The organism is Xanthomonas euvesicatoria (assembly GCF_013112235.1).
GTDB lineage: Bacteria > Pseudomonadota > Gammaproteobacteria > Xanthomonadales > Xanthomonadaceae > Xanthomonas > Xanthomonas euvesicatoria.
On record NZ_JABFFS010000001.1, the window covers coordinates 2,043,011 to 2,061,508 of the forward strand.

At 65.3% G+C, this 18,498-nt stretch carries 14 protein-coding genes; 13 read left to right on the forward strand and 1 reads right to left on the reverse strand.

Annotated features, from left to right (window positions below; genetic code table 11):
• The first annotated feature begins 4 nt into the window (after positions 1 to 4).
• The 11 genes from HLH45_RS08710 to lpxC all read left to right on the forward strand — a co-directional run bounded on the left by HLH45_RS08710 (position 5) and on the right by lpxC (position 13,969).
• Entirely contained in the window at positions 5 to 1,480 is a 1,476-nt protein-coding gene (locus tag HLH45_RS08710; RefSeq protein WP_008571987.1) for a UDP-N-acetylmuramoyl-L-alanyl-D-glutamate--2,6-diaminopimelate ligase, read from the forward strand.
• The gene (locus HLH45_RS08715; RefSeq protein WP_008571986.1) at positions 1,477 to 2,988 is read left to right on the forward strand and encodes a UDP-N-acetylmuramoyl-tripeptide--D-alanyl-D-alanine ligase; all 1,512 of its coding nucleotides are present in this window, start codon (positions 1,477 to 1,479) and stop codon (positions 2,986 to 2,988) included. Before HLH45_RS08710 ends, HLH45_RS08715 begins: the two co-directional genes overlap by 4 nt.
• Positions 2,978 to 4,063 carry a phospho-N-acetylmuramoyl-pentapeptide-transferase gene (gene mraY, locus HLH45_RS08720; RefSeq protein WP_003485285.1) on the forward strand — a complete coding sequence of 362 codons (1,086 nt, stop codon included), beginning with the start codon at positions 2,978 to 2,980 and terminating at the stop codon, positions 4,061 to 4,063. The genes HLH45_RS08715 and mraY overlap by 11 nt, the downstream gene beginning before the upstream one ends.
• A complete protein-coding gene (gene ftsW, locus HLH45_RS08725; RefSeq protein ID WP_008571985.1) occupies positions 4,063 to 5,439 on the forward strand; it encodes a putative lipid II flippase FtsW in 1,377 nt (458 codons plus the stop codon). The genes mraY and ftsW overlap by 1 nt, the downstream gene beginning before the upstream one ends.
• On the forward strand, positions 5,436 to 6,728 hold the full coding sequence (gene murG / locus HLH45_RS08730) for an undecaprenyldiphospho-muramoylpentapeptide beta-N-acetylglucosaminyltransferase (RefSeq protein WP_031421105.1): 1,293 nt from the start codon (positions 5,436 to 5,438) through the stop codon (positions 6,726 to 6,728). Before ftsW ends, murG begins: the two co-directional genes overlap by 4 nt.
• A complete protein-coding gene (gene murC, locus HLH45_RS08735) occupies positions 6,725 to 8,158 on the forward strand; it encodes a UDP-N-acetylmuramate--L-alanine ligase (protein ID WP_008571982.1) in 1,434 nt (477 codons plus the stop codon). Before murG ends, murC begins: the two co-directional genes overlap by 4 nt.
• Positions 8,155 to 9,111: a D-alanine--D-alanine ligase gene (locus HLH45_RS08740; protein ID WP_008571981.1), complete on the forward strand. Its 957-nt coding sequence runs from the start codon at positions 8,155 to 8,157 to the stop codon at positions 9,109 to 9,111. The genes murC and HLH45_RS08740 overlap by 4 nt, the downstream gene beginning before the upstream one ends.
• Positions 9,112 to 9,217: 106 nt before the next feature.
• Positions 9,218 to 10,045, forward strand: a complete 828-nt coding sequence (locus HLH45_RS08745; protein WP_008571979.1) for a cell division protein FtsQ/DivIB — start codon at positions 9,218 to 9,220, stop codon at positions 10,043 to 10,045.
• Positions 10,042 to 11,277 carry a cell division protein FtsA gene (gene ftsA / locus HLH45_RS08750; protein ID WP_003485272.1) on the forward strand — a complete coding sequence of 412 codons (1,236 nt, stop codon included), beginning with the start codon at positions 10,042 to 10,044 and terminating at the stop codon, positions 11,275 to 11,277. The genes HLH45_RS08745 and ftsA overlap by 4 nt, the downstream gene beginning before the upstream one ends.
• A gap of 307 nt (positions 11,278 to 11,584) precedes the next feature.
• Positions 11,585 to 12,823 carry a cell division protein FtsZ gene (gene ftsZ / locus HLH45_RS08755; protein ID WP_008571978.1) on the forward strand — a complete coding sequence of 413 codons (1,239 nt, stop codon included), beginning with the start codon at positions 11,585 to 11,587 and terminating at the stop codon, positions 12,821 to 12,823.
• A gap of 234 nt (positions 12,824 to 13,057) precedes the next feature.
• The gene (gene lpxC, locus HLH45_RS08760; protein WP_008571811.1) at positions 13,058 to 13,969 is read left to right on the forward strand and encodes a UDP-3-O-acyl-N-acetylglucosamine deacetylase; all 912 of its coding nucleotides are present in this window, start codon (positions 13,058 to 13,060) and stop codon (positions 13,967 to 13,969) included.
• A gap of 185 nt (positions 13,970 to 14,154) precedes the next feature.
• Here the strand turns inward: lpxC and HLH45_RS08765 are convergent, their stop codons facing one another.
• Complete coding sequence (locus HLH45_RS08765) at positions 14,155 to 14,601, reverse strand: DciA family protein (RefSeq protein WP_008571812.1); 447 nt, start codon at positions 14,599 to 14,601, stop codon at positions 14,155 to 14,157.
• Between HLH45_RS08765 and HLH45_RS08770 the strand changes: the two genes are divergently transcribed.
• Together HLH45_RS08770 and secA are read left to right on the forward strand one after the other, a co-directional pair.
• Positions 14,602 to 15,543: a M23 family metallopeptidase gene (locus HLH45_RS08770; protein WP_008571813.1), complete on the forward strand. Its 942-nt coding sequence runs from the start codon at positions 14,602 to 14,604 to the stop codon at positions 15,541 to 15,543.
• A 156-nt stretch (positions 15,544 to 15,699) separates the two neighbouring features.
• Positions 15,700 to 18,438, forward strand: coding sequence for a preprotein translocase subunit SecA (gene secA, locus HLH45_RS08775; RefSeq protein ID WP_011346428.1), 2,739 nt, complete (start codon positions 15,700 to 15,702; stop codon positions 18,436 to 18,438).
• Positions 18,439 to 18,498: the final 60 nt, after the last annotated feature.

Below are 18,498 nucleotides of genomic sequence, written 5' to 3' on the forward strand. Positions count from 1 at the left end.
CTCCATGGCGCTTTCGCAGTTGCTGCCGGATGTGGCATTGACGCACGACGTGCAGGTGTCCGGGTTGGTAATGGATAGCCGCGCCGTGCGCCCGGGCGATGCATTCGTGGCGATCGCCGGTTTCGGTGCGCATGGTCTGGGCTTTGTCGAACAGGCGCGCGCCAATGGCGCGGCGGCGGTGTTGTTCGAGCCGCCGGCTCCCGACGGTCTGCCGGTCCCGGCCGATGCGATTGCCGTGCCTGGCTTGCGCGCGCGCCTTGGCGTGATGGCCGATCAATTTCATGGCCGGCCATCGCAGGCGATGCGCATGGTCGGCGTCACCGGTACCAACGGCAAGACCTCCACCGTGCAGCTGCTGGCGCAGGCCTTGACGCTGCTCGGTACGCCCACCGGCACGCTCGGCACGCTGGGCGTCGGTCTGTATGGCGCGGCCGTGCCGACCGGTTTCACCACCCCGCTGGTGCTGCCCACGCACGCCCTGTTGGCGCAGTTGCGCGATGAGGGTGCGCAGGCCGTGGCAATGGAAGTCAGCTCGCACGCGCTCGATCAGGGCCGCGTGGATGCGGTGCATTTCGACGTGGCAGTGTTCACCAATCTCACCCGCGACCATCTCGATTACCACGGCGACATGGCGCAATACGGCGCGGCGAAAGCCAAGCTGTTCACCCGCGCGGGGTTGAAAGCGGCCGTGGTGAACCTGGACGATGGCTTCGGCCGCACGCTGTTCGCTGCGCTTGATCCCGCGCTGCGCGCGATCGGTGTGAGCTCGCGCGCGCATGCCGACGCCCGCGTGAGCGCGCAGGCACTGCAGCTGGACCACAACGGCATCAACTTTGCGTTGAATATCCAGGGCCAAGTGCATCCGGTGCATTCGCCGCTGCTGGGCCGTTTCAACGTGGACAACCTGCTGGCCGTGGCCGGCGCGTTGTGGGCGATGGAGTTTGCGCCTGCGCAGATCGCCAGTGTGCTCGGCCAGTTGCAGCCCATCCATGGCCGCATGAACCGCCTCGGTGGCGCACATGGCGCACCGTTGGTGGTGGTCGATTACGCACACACGCCCGATGCGCTGGAACAGGCATTGAGCAGCCTGCGTTCGCATGCGCAGGACCGCCTGATCTGCGTATTCGGCTGCGGTGGCGAACGCGACACCGGCAAGCGCCCGCAGATGGCGGCGATTGCCGAGCTCAAGGCCGACGTGGCGATCGTGACCGACGACAACCCGCGTGGCGAAGACGGCGATGCGATCGTGGCCGATATCCTGCGCGGCTTCGCGCGACCGGATGCCGCCATCGTGCAGCGCGACCGCGCCGCTGCGATCCATCAGGCCATCGGCATGGCCAGCCCATCGGACATCGTGTTGATCGCCGGCAAGGGCCACGAGCCGTATCAAGAAATTGCCGGTGTGCGGCACGCCTTCGACGACGCCCTCGTGGCGGCGCAGGCGCTGCTGCCGCGCACCGTGCTGGGAGTGCGGCCATGAAGCTCACGCCACTGTCGTTGATCGCACATTGGGCGGGCGGCGAGCTGCACGGCGACGACACCATGATCGATGCGGTCGGTAACGACACCCGCACGCTTGCCGACGGCAGCCTGTATGTGGCGCTGCGCGGCGAACGCTTCGATGGGCACGATTTCGCCACCGAGGCGGTCGCGCGCGGTGCCAGCGGTGTGCTGGTCGATCGCCTGCTGCCGGCGCTGAGCGTGCCGCAGGTGGTGGTGGACAACACCGAGCTGGCGTTGGCGCGCATCGCCGCCGGCATGCAGCGCGACCGCGCCACGCGTGTGCTTGCGCTGACTGGCTCCAACGGCAAGACCAGCGTCAAGGCGCTGCTGCTGTCGATCCTGCAGGAAGCCGGGCGCGTGGATGGCACCACCGTGTACGCCACGCCGGGCAACCGCAACAACGAGATCGGTTTGCCGCTGGCGGTGATCGCCGCGCCCGACGATGCGGACTTTGCGATCTACGAAATGGGCGCCGGCAAGCCGGGTGATATTGCCTATCTCACCGAGATTGCGCAGCCGCATGTGGCGTTGGTCAACAACATCGCGCCCGCCCATCTGGAACGTCTGGGCAGCTTGCTTGGCGTCGCACGGACCAAGGGCGCCATCTACGCCGCGCTGCCCGCCGATGGCGTGGCGGTGATCAACGCCGACGACGCGTTCGGCATGTGGTTCGAACAGCAGTTGCAGAGCCAGCCGGTGCAGGGACGTCGCGTGTTGCGCTATGGCTTGCAGGCCAGTGCCGAGATCACTGCGCGTCAGCTGCGTCTGCACACCGGCGGCGCGCAGTTCACCCTGGTCACGCCGCAGGGCGAGGCGCCGATTGCGCTGCCGCTGCCAGGCCGCCACAACGTGCTCAACGCACTGGCGGCAACCGGGCTTGCACTCGGTGCCGGCATCGCCTTGCCGGTGATCGCCGACGGTCTGGCGCAGGCGCGCGCGGTAGCCGGCCGGCAGATTGCGCAGACCTTGCCCAATGGCGCGGTCCTGATCGACGACAGCTACAACGCCAACCCGGGCTCGCTGGATGCGGCCATCGATGCCTTGGCCGCCGCACCTGGCGAAGGCTGGCTGGTGCTGGGCGACATGCGCGAACTCGGCGCCGAAGGCGTGGCACTGCATGCCGCCGCGGGGCGTCGCGCACGTGCGGCCAAGCTGCAGCGGTTGTATGCGCTGGGCGAACTGAGCGCCGCTGCCGCGCACGCGTTCGGCGAGGGCGGGCGTGTGTTCGCCACGCACGCCGAGTTGATCGACGCCTTGCAGGCGGATCTGGTCGATGCCACCAGCCAGCAACAGCAAGTGCCGCAGCACGGATCAGGAAATACGCAGGAACATGCAGTGATTCACCAACAGCAATCGCCATCCACCAACGCGCTTCCGGGCGTCGCCTCCATCACGATCCTGATCAAGGGCTCGCGCGGTAGCGCGATGGACCGCGTCGTCACCGCGCTGCTCGCATCGGCGGAGGACGCATCCCATGCTGCTTGAGTTGGCCCGTTGGCTGCAGCAACTGGAGAGCCTGTTCGGGCTGTTCAACTATCTGACCTTCCGCGGCATCCTGGCTGCGCTGACCGCGCTGTTCCTGTCGTTGTGGATGGGCCCGGCGGTGATCCGCAAGCTCGCCCAGTTCAAGGGCGGCCAGCCGATCCGCCAGGACGGCCCGCAAACGCATTTTTCCAAGGCCGGCACGCCGACCATGGGCGGTTCGCTGATCCTGCTCACCGTCACCTTGTCGGTGCTGCTGTGGGGCGATCTGCGCAACCGCTACGTGTGGTTGGTGCTGGCAGTGATGATCTGCTTCGGTGCGATCGGCTGGTACGACGACTGGATCAAGATCGTCAAACGCGATCCCAATGGCCTGAAGTCGCGCTGGAAGTATCTGCTGCAGTCGATCTTCGGTCTGGCCGCGGGCTTGTTCCTGTACTACACCGCCGACGTCCCGGCGGCGATCACCTTCTACATCCCGATGTTCAAGTCGATCGCGCTGCCGCTGGCCGGGGTGAGCTTCGTGGTGATCGCCTACTTCTGGATCGTGGGTTTCTCCAATGCGGTGAACCTCACCGACGGCCTGGATGGTTTGGCCATCATGCCGACCGTACTGGTGGCCTGCGCGCTGGGCGTGTTCGCGTATGCCTCGGGCAACGTGGTGTTTGCCGAATACCTGAAAATCCCGCTGATTCCCGGTGCTGGCGAGCTGATCATCATCTGCTCGGCGATCGCCGGGGCAGGGCTGGGCTTTCTGTGGTTCAACACCTACCCGGCGATGGTGTTCATGGGCGACATCGGCGCGCTGTCGCTGGGCGCAGTGCTCGGCACCATCGCGGTGATCGTGCGTCAGGAGATGGTGCTGGTGATCATGGGCGGCGTGTTCGTGATCGAAACGCTGTCGGTGATGATCCAGGTGGCCAGCTTCAAGCTGACCGGCAAGCGCGTGTTCCGCATGGCGCCGATCCACCACCATTTCGAGCTCAAGGGTTGGCCGGAGCCGCGCGTGATCGTGCGCTTCTGGATCATTTCGGTGGTGCTGGTGCTGATCGGCCTTGCCACGTTGAAGGTGCGCTGATGAACGACATGTCCCGCCAGGCCACACGACTGGACGCCATCGGCGGCCGCTACGACCCGTGGCTGCTCGGGGCGGCAGTCACGCTCGCCTCGCTGGGCGTGGTGATGGTGGCGTCCAGCTCGATCGAACTGGAAGCCAGCCCGTTCTATTACCTGACCCGCCACCTGCTGTTCCTGGGTGGTGGCATCGCGCTGGCGTTCTGGGCGATGCGCACCGAGCTCAAGACCATCGAACAGCACAACCAGATGCTGTTGCTGGCCTGCTTTGTGCTGCTCGTGGTGGTGTTCGTGCCTGGCCTGGGCAGCACCGTCAATGGCGCCAAGCGCTGGATCAACCTGGGCGTGTCGCGGTTCCAGGTGGTCGAATCGGTGAAGGTGTTCTACATCATCTGGCTTGCGAGCTATCTGGTGCGGTTCCGCGACGAGGTCAACGCGACCTGGCAGGCGATGCTCAAACCGGTATTTGTGGTCGGCTTCCTGGTCGGCCTGTTGCTGCTGCAGCCGGACTTCGGCTCCTCGATGCTGCTGCTGAGCGTGACCGCCTGCATGCTCGTGCTGGGTGGTGCGCCGATCGGGCGCATCATCCTGCCGATCCTGCTGCTGCTGCCGGCCCTGGTGGCATTGGTGATCTTCGAGCCGTACCGCATGCGACGCGTGACCTCCTTCATGGACCCGTGGGTGGATCAGCTGGGCTCCGGTTACCAGCTGTCCAACGCCCTGATGGCCATCGGCCGCGGCCAGTGGACCGGCGTGGGCCTGGGCGCTTCGGTGCAGAAGCTCAACTACCTACCCGAATCGCATACCGACTTCATCTTCTCGGTGATCGCCGAGGAGCTGGGCTTTGTGGGCGTGTGCGGCGTGATCGGGCTCTACGCGCTGCTGGTCGGTCGCGCCTTCTGGCTGGGCATGCGCTGCGTGGAGATGAAGCGGCATTTCTCCGGCTATATCGCCTTCGGCATCGGCCTGTGGATCGCGATGCAGAGCTTCGTGTCGATCGGCGTCAACCTGGGCATCCTGCCGACCAAGGGGTTGACCCTGCCGCTGATTTCGTCGGGCGGCTCATCGGTGCTGATGACCTGTCTTGCGATGGGTGTGCTGCTGCGGGTGTCCTACGAAGCCGATCGCGCCGAGCGCCTGCGCAGCAAGTTGTCTCCGCAGGGCGCGGCCACCTCGCCAGCTGAGCCGGCAGAGCCGGTGGTCGATTCGGTGCCGCCGGCGTACGCGCCTGCGCACAAGCCGCAGCGCGACACTGGCGCTACGCCTGCGCCGGCCGCTCCTCCGGTTGCCGCCGCCTACGTAGCGCCGGCGTCGGCCATCCTGCGCGGCACCAGCCGCATGCAACCGCGTGTGGAACCGACCTTCGGGAGGATTGCGTGAGCGTTTCTGCCCATGCCGCGCAAATGCCCGCACCGTCGTCTGCGATGATGCGGCCGGTCATGATTCTGGCTGGCGGCACCGGCGGGCACATCTTCCCGGGCTTGGCCGTGGCCAAGGTGCTGCGCGCGCGCGGCGTGCCGGTGACCTGGCTGGGCGCCGATGGCGCCATGGAAACCCGCCTGGTGCCACAGCACGATATTCCTATCGATACGCTGGCCATCAGCGGCTTGCGCGGCAAGGGCGTGGTGAAGCTGCTCGGTGCGCCGGTGCGGGTGATGCGCGCGGTGCGCGCTGCCGGCTTCGTGCTGCGCAAGCGCCGTCCGCGTGCGGTGATCAGCTTTGGCGGCTTTGCGGCCGGCCCGGGCGGCCTGGCTGCGCGCCTGCTCGGTGCGCCATTGCTGGTGCACGAACAGAATCGCGCCCCCGGCATGACCAACAAGGTGTTGTCGCGTTTCGCGCGCCGCGTGCTGACCGGGTTTCCGGGCAGCTTTGCTGGCGAAGAAGCGGTAGGCAACCCGGTGCGTGCAGAAATCGCTGCATTGCCGGCGCCGGCCGATCGCTTGGTGGGCCGCACCGGCCCGGTACGCGTGCTGGTGCTGGGCGGCAGCCAGGGCGCGCGTGTGTTGAACCAGGCGGTGCCGACAGCGCTGGCTGCACTGGGTCACCCGGAGGTCGAGTTGCGCCATCAGTGCGGCGAGAAGCTGCGCGCCGAAGCCGAAGCGGCCTACCTGCAGGCAGGCGTCAACGCCAGCGTCGAACCCTTCATCGCCGACATGGCTGCGGCCTATGCCTGGGCCGATCTGGTCGTGTGCCGCGCTGGCGCATCCACCCTGGCCGAACTATGCGCCGCCGGTGTCGGCAGCGTGCTGGTGCCGTTCGCCGCCGCCGTGGACGACCATCAAACCCGCAATGCCGAATACCTGGTCGGCGCCGATGCCGCCGTGCTGCTCAAGCAGGACGACAGCCTGGCAGTGCGCTTGCAGCAGGTGCTGCAGACGTTGCTCGCCGACCCGACTCGTCGCCTCTCGATGGCCAACGCCGCACGCACCCTGGCCAAGCCGGACGCCGCCGAGCGCATCGCCGACATCATTCTTCAAGAGGCCGGGAGTGGAGATGGCCAGCCTCCGGCTGTCCAAGAGCGAGCGGGATTGGGGATTCGTAACAAGCAAACGCACAAACAGGGCAGCATGCAGACATCCGTAAATGGCGACCGTTCGGCGCAGTTGATCGCCACCAATCCCCAATCCCGACTCCCCAATCCCGGCGCCTCCGCAGGAGGTGCCCCGTGATCCGCCGTCTGCAAGACAGTGGCGATTTGGTGCGGGCGTTCCCGCGCGTGCATTTCGTCGGCATCGGCGGTACCGGCATGAGCGGCATTGCCGAGGTGATGCTGACGCTGGGCTATGAAGTGTCCGGCTCGGACAACGCCGACAACGCGGCCACGCGCCGGCTGGCCAAGCTGGGTGCGCGCGTGATGCGCGGCCATTCGGCGGCCAACGTGCTGGGCACCGATTGCGTGGTGGTGTCCAGCGCCATCCGCGAAGACAACCCCGAGTTGATGGAAGCGCGCAGCCAGCGCATTCCGATCATGCCGCGCGCGGCGATGCTGGCCGAGCTGATGCGTTTCCGTCGTGGCATTGCGGTGGCAGGCACGCATGGCAAGACCACCACCACCAGCCTGGCGGCTGCAGTGTTGAGCGAAGGCGGGTTGGACCCGACGTTCGTCATCGGTGGCCAGCTGCTGGCTGCCGGTGCCAACGCAAAGCTCGGTGGCGGGCAGTGGCTGGTCGCCGAGGCCGACGAGAGCGATGGCAGCTTCCTGCGCCTGAATCCGTTGATGGCGGTGATCACCAACATCGATGCGGATCACCTGGAAAACTACGGCAACGATTTTGCCCGCGTGCAGGCTGCATTCGCCGAATTCCTGCAGCGCCTGCCGTTCTACGGCCTGGCGTTGCTGTGCATCGACGACCCGGAAGTGGCTGCACTGGCCGGCAAGACGCCGCGCCACGTGATGAGCTACGGCATGAGCGAAAACGCCGACGTGCGCGCCGAAGATGTCGTGCAGGACGGGCCACGGATGCGCTTCACGCTGCGCCTGCCCGAAGGCACCACCACGCCGGTGACGCTCGCACTGCCGGGCCGTCACAACGTGCTCAATGCGCTGGCGGCTGCCGCAATCGGCTGGCAGCTCGGCGTGGCGCCGGACACCATTGCGCGCGCGCTGGAAAACTTTGCCGGCATCGGCCGTCGGTTCAACGATCTGGGCGAAGTCACCACCAGCAGCGGCGCACGTGTGCGCGTGGTCGACGATTACGGCCATCACCCGCGCGAACTCGAAGCGGTGTTCGCCGCCGCGCGTGGCGGCTGGCCGGACAAGCGTCTGGTCGTCGCCTTCCAGCCGCACCGCTATAGCCGTACCCGCGACCAGTTCGACGCCTTTGCCGCGGTACTCAGCACGGTCGACGCATTGGTGCTGAGCGAGGTCTACCCGGCCGGCGAAGCGCCGATCCCGGGCGCCGATTCGCGCGCATTGGCACGCGCCATCCGTGCGCGCGGCCGCAGCGAGCCGGTGGTCGTCGGCCAGATCGCCGGGCTTGCCGAAGTGTTGCCGGACGTCCTGCAGGACGGCGACCTGCTGTTGATGATGGGCGCCGGCGATATCGGTTACGTGGCCCAGCACATCATCAACAACGGGTTTGTCGGAGAGCAGGCATGAGCGCGTTGGTCGGCAACGTTCGCACCAGCGATCCGGCAGCCTTTGGACGCGTCGCCGTACTGCTCGGCGGCACCTCGTCCGAGCGCGAGGTGTCGTTGAATTCCGGCAGCAACGTGCTGGAAGCGCTGCGCGCGCGCGGCGTCGATGCGCAGCCGGTGGATGGCATTCCGGCGTTGGCCAAGGCATTGGTCGCGCAGCAGTTCGATCGCGTGTTCAACGTGCTGCACGGACATAACGGCGGCGGCGAAGACGGCATCGTGCAAGGCCTGATGGAAGCCTTCGGCGTGCCCTATACCGGCTCGGACGTGCTGGGCTCGGCGCTGAGCATGGACAAGATCCGTACCAAACAGGTGTGGCTGTCGCTGGGCCTGTCGACGCCGCGCTACGCGCGGTTGGCTGCTGGCGCCAGCGCAGAGGCAATCCATGCCGCTGCACAGCAGATCGGGTTGCCGGTCATCGTCAAGCCGGCCAACGAAGGATCCAGCGTCGGCGTCAGCCGCGTGTTCGACCAGGCGCAGCTCGAAGAAGCAGTGACTCTGGCGGCGCGCTACGACGGTGCGCTGTTGATGGAGCAATTGATCGAAGGCGACGAACTCACCGTGGCCGTGCTCGGCGACACCGCGTTGCCGTCCATCCGCATCGTGCCCAAGGGCCAGTGGTACGACTACAACGCCAAGTACATCGCCGAGGACACCCAGTACCTGTGCCCTGGCCTGGAAGGCGAGGCCGAAACGCAGATTCGCCAACTCGCGCTGGACGCCTTCCGCGCTGCCGGCTGCCGTGGCTGGGGTCGCGTGGACGTGATGCGCGATGGCAGCAGCGGCCAGCTGTATCTGCTCGAAGTGAACACCGCTCCCGGCATGACCAGCCATTCGCTGGTGCCCAAGGCCGCCCGCCAGCTCGGCATCGATTTCGAAGAACTGGTCTGGCGCGTGCTGGAGCAGACGCTGTGAAGCCGGGAATCGTGAATCGGGAATCGGGAATGGGTAACAGCGGATGCGCTGTTGCCTTTGCGATTCCCTATTCCCGATTCCCAATTCCCGCGCGCGGAGCGCGCGCATGAACGCCACCCTGCGCATCCTGGCCTGGTTGCTCGCGCTGGCGTTGGTCGCGCTGCCGGTGGTGGCCGTGCTCAATGGCTGGGTCGGTGCCGAGCGCTGGCCATTGGCGAAGTTGCGCGTGTCCGGCGACTTCAAGCGGGTGCCGGCCGAAGAGTTGCGTGCGGTGGTGTTGCCGTATGCGCGTGCCGGCTTTTTCGCGGTGAAACTGCAGCAGGCACAGGACGCCATTGCGCGGTTGCCGTGGGTAGAAAGTGCGCAGGTGCGCAAGCGCTGGCCGGATGTGCTGGAAGTGCACGTGACCGAGCACAAGCCGTTCGCGCGCTGGGGTACCGACCGCATGCTGTCCGAGCAGGGCCGGCTGTTTCGCACCCCGCCGCTGTTGAAGGATTTCAAGTTGCCGCAGCTTGGTGGGCCGGACAGCAAGACCCAGGACGTGGTGGCGCTGTACAACGAATCGCGCGCGCTGTTCGCACCGACCGGGCTGGATGTGGAGCGTCTTGAAATGGACGCGCGCGGCAGTTGGTCGCTGGGGCTGAGCAATGGCGTGCAGATCGTGGTCGGCCGCGACGATGCACGCGCACGGCTGCAGCGCTTCGCCCGCGTGCTGCCGCAGCTGTCCGATCCACAGCGCCCGATCGCCCGCGCCGACCTGCGCTACACCAACGGATTTACCGTTGAAAGGCAGCGATTGGAAAGTGGGGATTCGGGATTGGAAAAAGCGCAGCCCCGGCATCGCGCAGCACCTTCCGCACCTCCCGTCGCCCAGGCAGTTCCGCGTTTTCCCAATCCCGTATCCCGAATCTCGAATCCCGGCTTTAAGACATGAATCGCAAAGGCGACAAATCCCTCATCGTTGGACTGGACATCGGCACCTCCAAGGTCGTTGCGCTGGTCGGCGAATACTCGCCCGGCAATCCGATCGAAGTGATCGGCATCGGTTCGCATGAATCGCGCGGTCTCAAGCGCGGCGTGGTGGTGGACATCGAATCCACCGTGCAGTCGATCCAGCGTGCGGTGGAAGAGGCCGAGCTGATGGCCGGCTGCGAGATCCGCTCGGTGTATGCCTCGATTTCCGGCAACCACGTGCAGTGCAAGAACTCGCCCGGCATCGTGCCGATCCGCGATGGCGAAGTGACCTGGAGCGATCTGGAGCGCGTGCTCGATGCCGCCAAGGCGGTGGCCATTCCGGCCGACCAGCGCATCCTGCATGCGATTCCGCGCGAGTACGTGCTGGACGATTCGCAGGAAGGCATCCGCAACCCGGTCGGCATGACCGGCGTGCGCCTGGAGGTGCATGCGCACCTGGTGGTGTGCGCGCAGTCGGCAGCCGCCAACATCACCAAGTGCGTACAGAAGTGCGGCCTGCAGGTCGACGATCTGGTGCTGTCCTCGCTGGCGTCGTCGGTCGCAGTGCTGACCGCCGACGAACGCGAGCTTGGCGTGGTGCTGGTGGACATCGGCGCCGGTACCACCGATCTGGCGGTGTACGTGCAAGGCGCGATCTGCCACACCGCTTCGTTGCCGATCGCCGGTGACCATGTCACCAACGACATTGCGCACATGCTGCGCACGCCGACGCCGGAAGCCGAGCAGATCAAGGTGCGTTACGCCTGCGCGCTGGCACAGCTGGCCACCGCCGAAGAAAGCATCCAGGTGCCGTCGGTGGGCGACCGCCCGCCGCGCCGCATGCCGCGCCACGCACTCGCGCAGGCGGTGCAGGGCCGTTACGAGGAAATCTTCGAGATGGTGCAGGCCGAACTGCGTCGTTCGGGCTTCGAAGAAATGGTGCGCGCCGGCATGGTGCTTACCGGCGGTGCCTCGAAGATGGAAGGCGTGGTGGAACTGGCCGAAGAAATGTTGCAGATGCCGGTGCGCGTGGGCATTCCGCAGCACGTCACCGGCCTGGGCGAAGTCGTCGGCAACCCGGTACACGCCTCCGGCGTAGGCCTGCTGCTGATGGGCAGCCAGATCGAACACCCGCGCCGGCCATCGATTCCGACCGGGCGCGCAGGCAGCTTGTTCAAGAAATTGAAGAATTGGTATCGCGGCGAATTTTGAAGTGCCGGGATTCGGGAGTTGGGATTCGGGATTGGAAAGAGCAAGAGCAAGAGCGAAAGGCAAAGCGGCGGCGGTTGCGAAGATTAAGTAGAGAGCGGCGAGCAGGTAGGCGATAAAATTATTTGCAGGCATTGCGTCGAGGAGTAGGTGACACGAGCCGTGGAGCGCAACAGCGAATCTACGGCTCCGGCACACGAATCCCGACTTTCAAACAACAACACTCGCCGTGGTGCGGAGTGGGCAGGGACCCTCGCTTGTGCGAATCCCCAATCCCCATTCCCCAATCCCGGCTCAAGAGGACACTGACATGGCACATTTCGAACTGATTGAAAAAATGGCTCCCAACGCGGTCATCAAGGTGGTTGGCGTCGGCGGCGGCGGTGGCAATGCCGTTGCGCACATGGTCAACACCAACGTCGACGGCGTGGAATTCATCACCGCCAATACCGACTCGCAGGCCATCAAGAACTGCGGCGCCAAGCTGCAGCTGCAGCTCGGCACCAACGTCACCAAGGGCCTGGGCGCAGGCGCGAATCCGGAAGTCGGCCGTCAGGCCGCGCTGGAAGATCGCGAGCGCATCATGGACGCGCTGCAGGGTGCGGACATGGTCTTCATCACCGCCGGCATGGGCGGCGGCACCGGTACCGGTGCGGCACCGGTCGTTGCGCAGCTGGCCAAGGAAATGGGCATCCTGACCGTGGCCGTGGTCACCAAGCCGTTCCCGTTCGAAGGCCGTCGCCGCATGCAGGTGGCGCTGAAGGGCATCGAGGAACTGAGCCAGCATTGCGATTCGCTGATCACCATTCCCAATGAAAAGCTGATCACCGTGCTGGGCCGCAACGCCACCATGATCCAGGCGTTCCGCGCTGCCAACGACGTGCTGCAGGGCGCCGTGCAGGGTATCGCCGACCTGATCGTGCGTCCGGGCCTGATCAACGTCGACTTCGCCGACGTGCGCACCGTGATGTCGGAAATGGGCCTGGCCATGATGGGCACCGGTTCGGCACGCGGCGACGATCGCGCGCAGGCCGCTGCCGAAGCCGCCATCCAGAACCCGCTGCTGGACGACGTGAACCTGGCCGGTGCCAACGGCATCCTGGTCAACATCACCGCCGGCCCGGATTTCACCATGTCCGAGTTCGACGAGATCGGCCGCACCATCGAAGCGTTCGCGTCGGAAGATGCCACCGTGGTCGTCGGTACCGTGCTCGACCCGGACATGCAGGACGAAGTGCGCGTGACCGTGGTGGCCACCGGCCTGAACCGCGCGGTTGCCCGCCAGGCCCAGCGTCCGGACCAGCGCGCGCCGATCAAGCTGGTGCGCAACGCCACCACCGGCCAGCCGGAATTCGGCGACTTCGACACCACCAGCGGCGATGCGGTGTCCAAGGCCGTGGGCGGCAGCATGGGGCTGGGCCTGCGCCGTCCGAGCAGCGACTCGGTCGGCAGCGGCAGCCACAACGGCGGCGGCTCCTCGACGCCGGCGGCGGACCTGCCCAACGATTACCTGGATATCCCGGCGTTCCTGCGCCGCCAGGCCGACTGAGGATCGTCGGCTGCGTCGCTACGGTGACGTAGCCCGTCCCGCCCGGGGCCCGCTTCGGGTAGCACTGCCATGTCATGTCATTCCTGCCGGATCGGTGCCGATCCGGCAGCTTTTGTTATCGCGTGACTGACTGATTACGGTTGCCGTCACGCGCGACTTGTTAAAATTCGGATAATCTCAGCGATTAGACAGTCGGTTCAGCGTCTGTCTGCATTGTTCATCCAGACTTCGCATATGACCCAGCAACGCACTCTCAAGAACACCATTCGCGCCACCGGCGTCGGCCTGCACAGCGGCGACAAGGTGTACATGACGTTACGGCCGGCTCCGGTCGATCATGGCGTGGTGTTCCGACGGGTGGACCTGGAACCGGTCGTCGAAGTCCCCGCAGATGCCGAACTGGTCACCGAGACCACGCTGTGCACCGGGCTGACCTGCAACGGCGCCAAGATCCAGACCGTCGAACATCTGATGTCCGCATTGGCGGGCCTGGGTGTGGACAACGTCATCGTCGAGCTGTCTTCGGCCGAGTTGCCGATCATGGACGGCTCGTCCGGCCCGTTCGTGTTCCTGCTGCAGTCGGCAGGCATCGTCGAACAGAGCAAGCCCAAGCGCTTCATCCGGATCAAGCAGACGGTAGAAGTGCGCGACGGCGACAAGGTGGCGCGTTTTGAGCCCTACGAGGGCTACAAGCTCGGCTTCACCATCGAATTCAATCACCCGATGATTCCGGCCAAGCAGTCGCGCCAGGAAATCGAGTTCTCCACCTCGGCGTACGTCAAGGAAATTTCGCGCGCGCGCACCTTCGGTTTCATGCGCGACCTCGAGTACATGCGCGAGCGCAATCTGGGCCTGGGCGGTTCGATGGACAACGCCATCGTGCTGGACGAGTTCCGAGTGCTCAACGAAGACGGCCTGCGCTACACCAACGAATTCGTGCGGCACAAGATTCTGGACGCCATCGGCGACCTGTATCTGGCTGGCGGCGCCATCCTCGGCGCCTACGAAGGCTTCAAGTCCGGCCACGCCCTCAACAACAAACTGGTGCGTGCGCTCCTGGCCGACCAGACCGCCTGGGAATGGGTCAGCTTCCCGGAAGGCACCGAACAACCACCGGTCACCTACGCCAGCCCCGTCTACGCCTGATGTCAGGGAATGCCCTGGTTGGCGTTCAAAGTGTGAATGCGCTCGAATTTCAGGCCCTTTCTTAACATTTATTTAAGACTTCTCTAACTCCTGCGGGCCACATGCCCGCTAGGATGCGTCGGGTCGTGTGCGGTCTTCGCAACGCTTTCACGCACTGGCGGCCGCTCCGGATGGGCGGCATGGCTTCACCGTTTGGTCGGTAACACGTCCTGCAGAGAAGCCAACGCGTCGCGCAAGCCTTTGTGCGTCGCCTCGGAAACAGGTTTAGGACGGTCGCGGTTCTGCTGCGTTGGGGAATGCAGCGGCACGGTTGCGGTCTTGACGGTCACCGCGGTGGCCTTCAGTCCGACGGATCGGGCGGCATCCAGGATTTGGGTTTCGGCAAGCCGCACCTTGGCATGCCAGACCGGCGAATCCACCAGAAAAACGAGCTGTTCGCCTCGGACATTGGCCAACCGGCAACGGGTCGCCAGATGAGGTGGTAACAGGGGGCGCAACTGCCGGTCCAGCGCATCGAGCCACAAGGCTCGGCGCAAGGGGTCGCCAGCCTTTTCCCCCAGCGCGGCCTCGATGGCCGGTTGTGGAGTGGAAGGGTTGCGTGCGTTGGACTTGGGCTTGGACATGACACTCATATGGCGTTGAAAAAAGTTGTAATCAAATCGCGGCAGACCCGGGCGCAGCGTGTGGCCCGACAGTTCCAGGACTTTGCAGCGGATCGACCGATGGTGGTGCTTGGCGCGGTATTGGGCCTGGGCATGTTGATCGGCGTCGGTGCCAGCACCGCCACCGGCATGGTGACCAATTCGGCGCTGCAGGCCAAGGTTGCGCAGCAGCAGGCCGAGCTGGCCCAGGCGCAGCGCGCCTCGCAGGCGCAGGTCAATGCACTGGCCGCCCGGCTGGGCGAGCTGCAGGCGCAAGCCACCCGCCTCAACGCGTTGGGCGAGCGCCTGACCGAAATGGGCAAGTTGAAGGACGGCGAGTTCGACTTCGACGAGCCGGTCGGCGTCGGTGGCGGCGATGAGCCGGTCAGCGACATGCCGGTGAAAGACCTCAAGGAGACGCTCGGGCAAGTGGAGCAGCAGTTCTCCGCCTCCGGCCAGCAATTGAACGTGCTGGCCTCGCTGATGTTCGATCATCAGCTGGAGCAGAATTCGGTGCCCTCGCGGATGCCGATCCGCAACACCTACATCACCTCCGGTTTCGGCGGCCGCGCCGATCCGTTCGACGGTGGTTCGGCCTTCCACAAGGGCGTGGACTTCCATGCCAACGTGGGCGACCCGGTGCTGTCGGTGGCCGATGGCGTGGTCAGCTACGCCGGCGTACGCGGCGGTTACGGCAACGTGGTCGAAGTGGATCACGGCAATGGCTATGTGACCCGCTACGCGCACAACTCGCGCCTGGTGGTGAAGGTGGGCGATCTGGTGCGCGCCGGCCAGCAGGTCGCGCGTGCCGGTTCCAGCGGCCGCTCCACCGGTGCACACGTGCATTTCGAGGTCTGGGCGGATGGGCGCGTGGTCAATCCGCGCAAATTCCTGGGCGAAGCCACGCCGGTGGGACGTCAGCGGCGCGGTTGACGGGGGCGCGGGCCGCGCTTGATTCGTGAAGGCCCGCCCCAAGCTACAATAGGGTGTTGCCATCGACAGGGCGCAGTGCGCCCTGTTTCGTTTACGGCGGTCGGGTCTGTGGGGACCGGCGTCGGTCAAACCGTTCCTTTTCAACCGGTTTCTTCAATGATCAACAGTCTGCTTACCCGTGTCTTTGGCAGTCGTAACGAACGCCAGCTGCGCCAGCTCAACCGCCTCGTCACCCAGATCAATGCGCTGGAGCCGACGATCGAGAAGCTCTCCGACGCCGAGCTGCAAGCCAAGACTCCGGAGTTCAAGCAGCGGCTTGCCGCCGGCGAGTCCCTGGACAAGATTCTTCCCGAAGCCTTCGCGGTATGCCGCGAGGCCAGCCGACGCGTGCTGGGCATGCGCCATTACGACGTGCAGCTGATCGGCGGCATGGTGTTGCACCTGGGCAAGATCGCCGAGATGCGCACCGGCGAAGGCAAGACCCTGGTGGCCACGCTGCCGGTGTACCTCAATGCGCTGCAGGGCGAGGGCGTGCACGTGGTCACGGTCAACGACTACCTGGCGCGCCGCGACGCCGCGCAGATGGGCAAGCTGTACAACTGGCTGGGCCTGAGCGTGGGCGTGGTGTACCCGGGCATGCCGCACAGCGACAAGCGCGAGGCCTACGGCGCCGACATCACCTACGGCACCAACAACGAATTCGGCTTCGATTACCTGCGCGACAACATGGCGCTGTCGCGCGCCGACCGTTACCAGCGCAACCTGCATTACGCGATCGTCGACGAAGTCGACTCGATCCTGATCGACGAAGCGCGCACCCCGCTGATCATCTCCGGCCCGGCCGACGAATCGCCGGAGCTGTACATCCGCGTCAATCGCATCGTGCCGCAGCTGACCAGGCAGGAAAGCGAAGAAGGCGAAGGCGATTTCTGGATCGACGAAAAGGGCAAGCAGGTGCATCTGTCCGAGGCGGGCATGGGCCACGCCGAAGAGTTGCTGTTGCAGGCCGGCATCCTGGAAAACGCCGAAGACGGGCTGTATGCCGCGCAGAACCTGAGCGTGGTGCACCACCTCAACGCGGCGCTGCGCGCGCATGCCATCTATCAGCGTGATGTGGATTACATCGTGCGCGATGGCGAAGTGGTGATCGTGGACGAATTCACCGGCCGCACGCTGTCCGGGCGTCGCTGGTCGGATGGCCTGCACCAGGCGGTCGAAGCGAAGGAAGGCGTGCCGGTCCAGCGCGAGAACCAGACCCTGGCCAGCATCACCTTCCAGAACCTGTTCCGCATGTATAAGAAGCTGTCCGGCATGACCGGTACGGCCGATACCGAAGCCTACGAATTCCAGAGCATCTACGGCCTGGAAGTGGTGGTGATTCCGACCAACCGCCCGACCGTGCGCAAGGACCATCCGGACCAGGTGTTCCTCAACCGCAAGGGCAAGTTCAACGCGGTGCTGGCCGACATCGAAGATTGCGCCAAGCGCGGCCAGCCGGTGCTGGTGGGAACCACCTCGATCGAGACCTCGGAGATGCTGTCCGAGCACCTGCGCAAGGCCGGGGTCAAGCACGAAGTGCTCAACGCCAAGCAGCACGAGCGCGAAGCGACCATCGTGGCCAACGCCGGCCAGCCGGGCGCGGTGACCATCGCCACCAATATGGCCGGTCGCGGTACCGATATCGTGCTGGGCGGCTCGTTGGAATCGGAGTATCACGCCCTCGGCGAAGACGCCAGCGAAGATGCGCGCTTCAAGATCAAGACCGAATGGCAGCGTCGTCATGACGCGGTCAAGGCGGCCGGCGGCCTGCATATCATCGGTACCGAACGCCACGAGTCGCGGCGTATCGACAACCAGCTGCGTGGCCGTGCCGGTCGTCAGGGCGACCCGGGTTCGTCGCGCTTCTATCTGTCGCTGGAAGACAACCTGATGCGCATCTTCGCCTCGGACTGGGTCCAGAAGGCGATGCGCATGATGGGCATGAAGGAAGACGACGTCATCGAAGACCGCCTGGTCAGCCGGCAGATCGAAAAGGCGCAGCGCAAGGTGGAAGCGCACAACTTCGACATCCGCAAGAACCTGCTGGATTTCGACGACGTCAACAACGATCAGCGCAAGGTGATCTATGCCCAGCGCGACGAATTGCTGGACGCCGAGTCGGTCAAGGACAACGTCGACGGAATTCGCGGCGATGTGATCTACGACCTGGTCGCACGCTTCGTGCCGCCCAATTCGGTCGACGAACAGTGGGATCTGAAGGGCCTGGAAGCCACGCTGGAGTCGGAGCTGGGCATGACCTTGTCGCTGACCGACATGGTGCGTGCGCAGGAAGAAATCGACGCCGAGCAGATCGCCGCCAAGGTGCAGACAGCGGTGGATGCGCACTTCGCCGAGAAGGAAGCTGCGATCGGCGCGGATACCATGCGCGCGCTGGAAAAGCACGTGATGCTGACCGTGCTCGACCAGGGCTGGAAGGAGCATCTGGCCAAGATGGATTACCTGCGCCAGGGCATCTACCTGCGCGGTTACGCGCAGAAGCAGCCCAAGCAGGAATACAAGAAGGAAGCCTTCGAGCTGTTCTCCGAGATGCTGGAGAACGTCAAGCGCGAGGTGATCAATCTGCTGGCGCGCGTGCGCATTCGCAGCGAAGAAGAAGTGGCCGAACTGGAAGAGCAGGAACGTCTCCAGGCGCAGGCGCGCTTGATGGCCTCGCAATTCCAGCACCAAGATGTGGGTGGCTACGGCGCCGAGGAGGAAGTGGAGCAGATGCAGGGCGGCAACGCGCCTGTGCCGGTGTCGCAGGTCACCCGCGACGAACCCAAGGTGGGCCGCAACGACCCATGCCCGTGCGGCAGCGGCAAGAAGTACAAGCACTGCCACGGTCAACTCAGCTGAGGCTGAGTTGACCGTGGAGCAGCCCGCTTTGCGGGCTGCTCACCCGCTATCCGCGTTGCC

What these genes read in the sequence shown, in the direction of transcription:
- HLH45_RS08765 (WP_008571812.1), bottom strand. Translation starts at nt 14,601, where the DNA reads ATGAGTGTCATGTCCAAGCCCAAGTCCAACGCACGCAACCCTTCCACT.
- HLH45_RS08770 (WP_008571813.1), top strand. Translation starts at nt 14,602, where the DNA reads ATGGCGTTGAAAAAAGTTGTAATCAAATCGCGGCAGACCCGGGCGCAG.
- HLH45_RS08710 (WP_008571987.1), top strand. Translation starts at nt 5, where the DNA reads ATGGCGCTTTCGCAGTTGCTGCCGGATGTGGCATTGACGCACGACGTG.
- HLH45_RS08740 (WP_008571981.1), top strand. Translation starts at nt 8,155, where the DNA reads ATGAGCGCGTTGGTCGGCAACGTTCGCACCAGCGATCCGGCAGCCTTT.
- secA (WP_011346428.1), top strand. Translation starts at nt 15,700, where the DNA reads ATGATCAACAGTCTGCTTACCCGTGTCTTTGGCAGTCGTAACGAACGC.
- ftsW (WP_008571985.1), top strand. Translation starts at nt 4,063, where the DNA reads ATGAACGACATGTCCCGCCAGGCCACACGACTGGACGCCATCGGCGGC.
- HLH45_RS08745 (WP_008571979.1), top strand. Translation starts at nt 9,218, where the DNA reads ATGAACGCCACCCTGCGCATCCTGGCCTGGTTGCTCGCGCTGGCGTTG.
- ftsZ (WP_008571978.1), top strand. Translation starts at nt 11,585, where the DNA reads ATGGCACATTTCGAACTGATTGAAAAAATGGCTCCCAACGCGGTCATC.
- mraY (WP_003485285.1), top strand. Translation starts at nt 2,978, where the DNA reads ATGCTGCTTGAGTTGGCCCGTTGGCTGCAGCAACTGGAGAGCCTGTTC.
- ftsA (WP_003485272.1), top strand. Translation starts at nt 10,042, where the DNA reads ATGAATCGCAAAGGCGACAAATCCCTCATCGTTGGACTGGACATCGGC.
- lpxC (WP_008571811.1), top strand. Translation starts at nt 13,058, where the DNA reads ATGACCCAGCAACGCACTCTCAAGAACACCATTCGCGCCACCGGCGTC.
- HLH45_RS08715 (WP_008571986.1), top strand. Translation starts at nt 1,477, where the DNA reads ATGAAGCTCACGCCACTGTCGTTGATCGCACATTGGGCGGGCGGCGAG.